The sequence below is a fragment of the Candidatus Angelobacter sp. genome, assembly GCA_035607015.1.
GTDB lineage: Bacteria > Verrucomicrobiota > Verrucomicrobiia > Limisphaerales > AV2 > AV2.
Genome location: DATNDF010000160.1, coordinates 1 through 6,553 on the forward strand (window position 1 = coordinate 1; position 6,553 = coordinate 6,553).

Sequence of the window (6,553 nt, forward strand, 5' to 3'; positions counted from 1 at the left end):
GTCAGCGGATTAATCGGAGCCAAACAGGTGTCGATTGGCGATTTGGTGGGCAAAGGAGATCCGACGCTGCTGGCGACAATTTCCGTGCTCGATCCCATCTGGTTTTACTGCAATGTCAGCGAGGTCGATTATCTCAGAGCGCAAAACGAAACCCGCAACTCGGGCAAGCGCATTGAGGATCTGCCCATTTCACTATTGCTTGCCGACGGTTCCACGCTTCCTGAGAAGGGCAAATTCGTCTTCATCGATCGCGCCGTGGACCCGAAGACGGGCACCCTGCGCGTGCGCGCTCAATTTCCCAACGAACGAAAACAACTCCGCCCCGGCATGTTCGCGCGCATACGCGTGGACCTTGGCGCGCGCGCCAACAGCATCCTTGTGCCGCAGCGGGCAATCGTCGAATTGCAGGGCAAGAACTTCGTGTGGGTCATCGGCCCCGATAACAAGGCCACACAACGCGGCGTCCAGGTGGGTGGGCAGGTTGGTGAAAACGTCGTGGTTCCGGAAGGCCTCAAGTCCGGCGACCGCATCGTGATCGAAGGGTTGCAGAAAGTTCGCGAAGGCGCGGTTGTCAAACCGATGACCGCGGAGGAAATCGCACAGACCGCCCAGGCGCCGGAGGACAAAACCGAAACCAACCATACCAAGGAGTAACCATGGCTGATTTTTTCATCCGCCGTCCGATTGTCGCGATCGTCATCGCCATCCTCACGGTCATCGTTGGTCTGGTCAGCCTCAAACGGCTGCCGATTTCCGAGTACCCGCCCGTCAGTCCCACGTTGATCCAGGTCACAACCACTTATCGGGGCGCAGCAGCCCAGGCCGTCATGGAATCCGTCGCCACGCCCATCGAATCGAAAGTCAACGGCGTCGATAAATTGCTTTATATCCAATCCTACAACAGCAACGACGGCAAGTTGACGCTGAACGTGTATTTCGACGTCGGCACAGACGTGGACATCATGCAGGTGAACACGCAGAACCGCGTCGGCCAGGCCGAGGCTCAGTTGCCCAATGCCGTCAAAAAGGAAGGCGTCGTCGTCAACCGTTCCAGTCCCGACATTCTGATGGTCGTCGCGCTCGCTTCTCCCCATGGCACCTACGACGCCATTTTCCTCGGCAACTATTGCGACATCAATCTGGTCGACGCCATCAAGCGCGTGCGCGGTGTCGGTGACGTGAAGAATTTCACGGCTCAGGATTACACCATGCGCGTCTGGCTGCGGCCGGATCGCATGGCGTCGCTGGGCATCACCCCATCGGATATTCAGAATGCTTTGAACGAACAAAATGCCCAATCCCCCGCCGGCCGCGTGGGAGCGGAACCCGCGCCGCCGGGCCAGCAAAGCACCTTCAACGTCCGCACGCTCGGCCTGTTGAAGGACCCCAAGGAGTTCGCGGAAATCATCGTTCGCTCCAATCCCGACGGTTCGCAGGTCAAAATCAAAGACGTGGGCCGCGTGGAATTGGGCGCGCAGACGTACGATTTGCGCGCCCGCCTGAACGGAGCGCCCGCCGGCGCCATCGGCATCTATCTCGCGCCGGGCGCCAACGCCATCGAAACCGCCAACAACGTGCGCAAAATTCTTGAGGACGCCAAAACCCGGTTCCCTCCAGACATGGACTACGACATCACGCTCGATTCCACGCTGCCCATCCAGGCATCCATGCATGAAATCGTCCACACCCTGTTTGAAGCGGTCATCCTGGTGCTGATTGTCGTCTACGTTTTCCTGCAAAGCCTCCGCGCCACGATCATCCCGATGTGCACGGTCCCTGTTTCGCTGCTCGGCGCGTTCATCATGTTCCCGGTCCTGGGATTCAGCGTCAACGTGCTGACGATGTTCGGCCTCGTGCTGGCCATCGGCATCGTGGTCGACGACGCCATCGTCGTCGTGGAAGCCGTGCAACATCACATCGAACACGGACTGAGTCCCGTCGACGCCACGCGCCAGGCGATGAAGGAAGTCTCGGGACCCGTCGTGGCCATCGGATTGGTGCTGTGCGCGGTGTTCGTTCCGGTGGCATTCATGGGCGGCGTCACCGGGCAGCTTTACAAGCAGTTCGCGCTCACCATCGCCGTCGCGGTGGTGTTCTCCGTGATTAACGCCCTGACGCTCAGCCCCGCCCTTTCGGCGATGCTGCTGAAAAAACCGAAGCCGGGCCGCGGACCGATTGCCAAATTCTTCAAGTGGTTCAACAAGGTGTTTGACCGGACCAGCCAGGGTTACGGAAACATCGTCGGCATCATTTCGCGCAAAGCGGCCCGGTCGATGCTGTTGCTTGTGGCAGTGGTCGCCGGCATCTGGCTCATCGGCAAATTCGTGCCGGGCGGATTCATTCCCGACGAGGACAAAGGGTACCTGTTCGTCGCAATTCAGCTTCCCGAAGGGGCCTCGTTGCAGCGCACGGATGAAGTGCTTAAACAGGTGGAGGGTATTGTCGAGCACACGGAAGGTGTGCGCTCGGCGGTTGGTCTGGCTGGAATGAATATTCTCAATTCGCTGAACTTCCCGAACTCGGCGCTGATGTTCGTTGGGCTGGAACCCTGGGAAGAACGCAAATCTCCAAATTTGCACGCCAGCGCCATCGCGCGCGAGTGGACGAAAAAATTCGCGGCGATTCCCGGCGCGACGGCGTTCGCGTTCGGACCGCCGCCATTGCCCGGTTACGGCAACGTGTCCGGATTTTCAATGCAACTGCAGGACCGCTCCGGCGGTTCGATTGATAAGCTGGCGGGCTACGTCCAGCAATTGACCGCTGCCGCCGCCAAACGGCCCGAGATCGGGCGCATCAGCACAACCTTCAATCCATCCACACCGCAGGTCAAAGTCGAGCTCGACCGTGAAAAGGCCCGAACGCTCGGCGTGCCGGTCGATATGGTGTTTGCCACTTTGCAAACGTATCTCAGCGGACTTTACGTGAACGACTTTGTGCGGTTCGGACGGGTTTACAAAGTTTTTCTCCAGGCGGAGCCGCAATTCACCAGCAAGCCGGACGACATCGGCCAGTTCTATGTCCGCAACAACAGCAATCAAATGGTCCCGCTGAACACGCTGGTCACGGTCAGCAAAATGTCCGGGCCAAACCTAGTCACACGTTTCAATTTGTATAACGCGGCCGAAATCATCGGCGCATCCGCGCCGGGTTACAGCTCGGGCCAGGCCATCAAAGCCATCGAGGAGGTCATGAAAACCCTGCCTCCCGAAACCGGCTACGAATGGTCCGGATTGACGCTCCAGGAAAAGAAATCGGAAGGCCAGGCGCCCATCATATTCGGGATGGCCGTGCTTTTCGTGTTCCTGCTGCTCGCCGCGCAATATGAAAGCTGGGGCCTTCCCTTCGCGGTGCTGCTCGCCACCCCCACCGTGGTGCTGGGCACGATGGTCGGGATGCTGGTGCGGCATTTTGACCTCAACGTCTACGCGCAAATCGGCCTGGTCATGCTCATCGGGCTCTCCGCCAAAAACGCCATCCTGATTGTCGAATTCGCCAAAATGCGGCGCGAGGAAGGGAACGAAATTCTGGCCGCGGCGGTGGAGGGCTCAAAACTGCGCTTGCGGCCGATTCTCATGACCTCGTTCGCGTTCATTCTCGGCTGCGTGCCACTTATGCTGGCGTCTGGATCCGGCGCCGCATCACGCAGCACGATGGGCACCGGCGTGGTCTTCGGGATGACCATCGCTACGGCTGTGGGGTTGTTCCTCATCCCCGTCTGCTACGTGTTTGTGGAACGGATTGTGGAACGCACCGGCAAACACAAACCGGCAGCGGCTGCACCCATCTCGCCACCACAAACGGGAGAAGCGCACGTATGAACGGGGAAGGAAGAATGCAGAAGGAAGAATGCAGAAAAATCCTGCCGCTGCGGGGGCTTGGAATTTTAATGATCCTGCTTGCCGGTTGCAAAGTCGGGCCAAATTACCAGCGCCCAGCCGTGGATTCGCCGCAGGTTTTTCGCCGGGCGGCATCGGACGCGACCCTTTCTCATGGAACCAATTCCTTCGCGGACCTCGGCTGGTGGGATGTTTACGACGATCACCAGCTGAAAATCTACATCCGCGAGGCGCTGACGAATAATTGGGACGTGAAGATTGCCGCCGCGCGCGTGCTGGAGGCGGAAGCCTCCGCGCAAATCACGCGTTCACAGTTTTTCCCGACTGTGAACGCAGGCGGCGACTTGTTTACCAGCCGCAGTTCGGAAAAGGGGCCGGTGCCGGTTCCTTCCGGAGTCAATCCTGAGCAGCGATATGGCGACGTCTTCCTCTCCATGCCCGCGTACGAATTGGATCTCTGGGGCCGGATACGCCGCGCCAACGAGGCCGCGCGCGCGCGCCTGCTCCAATCCGAGGAAGCGCAGCACATCGTCCGCCAGACGCTCGTTTCTGACGTCGCCACCACGTACCTGCAATTGCTCGAACTCGATATGGAGTTGCAAATCGGCTACGCCAGTTACACCAACAGAACCAACTCGCTCGTCCTGACGCAGTCACGCCAGGAAGGCGGCGTCTCTTCTTTGCAGGACGTGTACCAGGCAAAGGTGCTCGTCTACACCGCCCAGGCATCCATCGCCACGACGTCGCGCCTCATCGAACAAACGGAAAATGCGATGAATATCCTGCTGGGCCGCAATCCCGGCACTATTCATCGCAGCGCTTCGCTCAACGATTACAAACTGCGCGCCAGCGTGCCGCCGGGGTTGCCTTCATCATTGCTCGAACGGCGGCCCGACATTCGCGCCGCCGAACAGGACTTGATCGCCGCCAACGCCGACATCGGCCAGGCGAAGGCTGCGTTCTTTCCGCGAGTCACCCTCACCGGCGCTTTCGGCTACCAAACCGTGGCGCTTTCCGATCTGTTCACCGCTCCTGCGAGAACGTGGCAATTCGGTCCATCGGTGTCCTTTCCCCTGTTCACCGGCGGACGCCTGCGCGGAAATCTGAATTTGGCCAGGGCCACCTTTGAGGAATCGCTGGCGCGTTATCAGCAAACCGTCCAAAACGCCTTTCGCGAAGTCTCCGATGCGCTTATCGCCTACCAACGCAACCAGGAATTCTATGCGAGGCAGAAGGACCTGACACAGGCGGATCGCGATGCCGCGCAACTGGCGGCTGTCCGGTACGAGGGCGGTGTGACGAGTTATCTCGAAGTGCTCTACAATGAACAACAACTTTTCGATGCCGAGCTTCAACTCGCCCAGGCGCGCCGGGATGAACTGCTGAGCGTCGTCGAGCTTTACCGCGCTCTGGGTGGCGGCTGGGAAACCCCCGTCGCAGCCCGCGCCGCTGAATTCTCAAATACCGCGGTGGGAATGAAATGAAGACGGAACGCCGCATTTCCCTTGCGCTGGCGATGTTGATGTTTATCGCTTTCGGCTGCGCCTCGGCAAATGTCAATCCGCCCCGGGCACCCGCGGATACCGGCTACGTTGACCTCTACTCAACGACAGATGCCGGCCTGTGCTGGGACGTGCGGGAGGGCGGAACTTCAGGCACTCATTTTCGAACAGTGTTCTCCGACGTGAAGCCGGTTCAGGGCGATGTGCTGAGACTGGCGTTTGCTCCCGGCAATCATCGGCTTCGAGTGACATTTCTCAATCGCGCCGTCAAAAACCCGACTGAAGCCGACGTTGCCGTTGAAAACGGAAAAATCACGCCGCTCCGCGTCACGCTGACCGAGCTCAGTTCGACCACCGTTTTGTCGAAACAAACAACCATGGGCGGAACGCCCGCCGGACGCGGCGGCAGGCGCACCAAAATCAATAGCGATGAATCCATGATGTTTGCCATCTCCGCCATTACGGGCCATCCCATTCCTTATCAACCGAAACAGCAGATGCCGTACTCAACCCAAACCAAATGACCTATGAGCGCTGAAATTGTAAACGACACGGCCAGTACGCTGACCCTTAAGATCACGGGAAAACTCAACCAACCCGAGCTCGCCGACGCGCAAAAACGCGTCGCGGAACTTCTTCAAAGGGAGGGAAAAAAACATCTCCTCATTATTGCCGAAAATTTTCAGGGATGGGGCAAGGGCGATTGGGGAGATTTATCCGGGCAAATGATGATGGAACCTTACATCGACCGGATGGCCATCGTCGGCGAAAGGAAATGGGAAAATCTGACACTCATGTTTACCGGAAAAGGAATCCGCCGTTTGCCCATCGAATTCTTCCCGACGGGGGAAATGTCCAAGGCCCAGGCCTGGCTGGAAAACGGCTGACCGCGAAAGCGGTCCCTTATTTTGAAGCCGCATTCGGATCGTCCACTGAGATGGCGAGCGCTTCAGTGCGGGTGGCCGAGATCTGGTCGCCCTTTTTGATTCGCTCAAGATTTCCAACGCTCGGATCGACAACCACTTTCACCAGGTTCCCGTCGATTCCCCTGAGCGTCACCTCGCGTTTCTCCCGATCGATGTCCTCAATGGTCGCCGTGGTGTCCATCACTGCCACTGCAGTTCCGCCCGGTTTTTCCCCGGCCTTGCGCGTGGCGATGGCTTCCATGTGGCTGGTGGCAGAAAGTCTTTCTCCGGGCTTGGCAATGGCGAACGC

6 protein-coding genes are annotated in these 6,553 nt (G+C 58.9%); 5 read left to right on the plus strand and 1 reads right to left on the minus strand.

Annotated features, from left to right (window positions below; genetic code table 11):
- The 5 genes from VN887_06470 to VN887_06490 all read left to right on the plus strand — a co-directional run.
- On the plus strand, positions 1-654 hold a 654-nt coding region (locus VN887_06470), incomplete at its 5' end, for an efflux RND transporter periplasmic adaptor subunit (GenBank protein ID HXT39651.1).
- A 2-nt stretch (positions 655-656) separates the two neighbouring features.
- Positions 657-3,818 (plus strand): multidrug efflux RND transporter permease subunit, encoded by a 3,162-nt coding sequence (locus VN887_06475; protein ID HXT39652.1) that lies wholly within the window; start codon positions 657-659, stop codon positions 3,816-3,818.
- A gap of 14 nt (positions 3,819-3,832) precedes the next feature.
- Entirely contained in the window at positions 3,833-5,320 is a 1,488-nt protein-coding gene (locus VN887_06480) for an efflux transporter outer membrane subunit (protein ID HXT39653.1), read from the plus strand.
- Positions 5,317-5,862 carry a hypothetical protein gene (locus tag VN887_06485; protein HXT39654.1) on the plus strand — a complete coding sequence of 182 codons (546 nt, stop codon included), beginning with the start codon at positions 5,317-5,319 and terminating at the stop codon, positions 5,860-5,862. Before VN887_06480 ends, VN887_06485 begins: the two co-directional genes overlap by 4 nt.
- Positions 5,863-5,865: 3 nt before the next feature.
- A complete protein-coding gene (locus tag VN887_06490; GenBank protein HXT39655.1) occupies positions 5,866-6,225 on the plus strand; it encodes an STAS/SEC14 domain-containing protein in 360 nt (119 codons plus the stop codon).
- 16 nt (positions 6,226-6,241) lie between these two features.
- Here the strand turns inward: VN887_06490 and VN887_06495 are convergent.
- The coding region (locus VN887_06495) for a hypothetical protein (protein ID HXT39656.1) at positions 6,242-6,553 on the minus strand (312 nt) is incomplete at its 5' end.

Coding starts and splice junctions, on each gene's coding strand:
- VN887_06475 (HXT39652.1), top strand. CDS start 657: ATGGCTGATTTTTTCATCCGCCGTCCGATTGTCGCGATCGTCATCGCC.
- VN887_06480 (HXT39653.1), top strand. CDS start 3,833: ATGCAGAAGGAAGAATGCAGAAAAATCCTGCCGCTGCGGGGGCTTGGA.
- VN887_06485 (HXT39654.1), top strand. CDS start 5,317: ATGAAGACGGAACGCCGCATTTCCCTTGCGCTGGCGATGTTGATGTTT.
- VN887_06490 (HXT39655.1), top strand. CDS start 5,866: ATGAGCGCTGAAATTGTAAACGACACGGCCAGTACGCTGACCCTTAAG.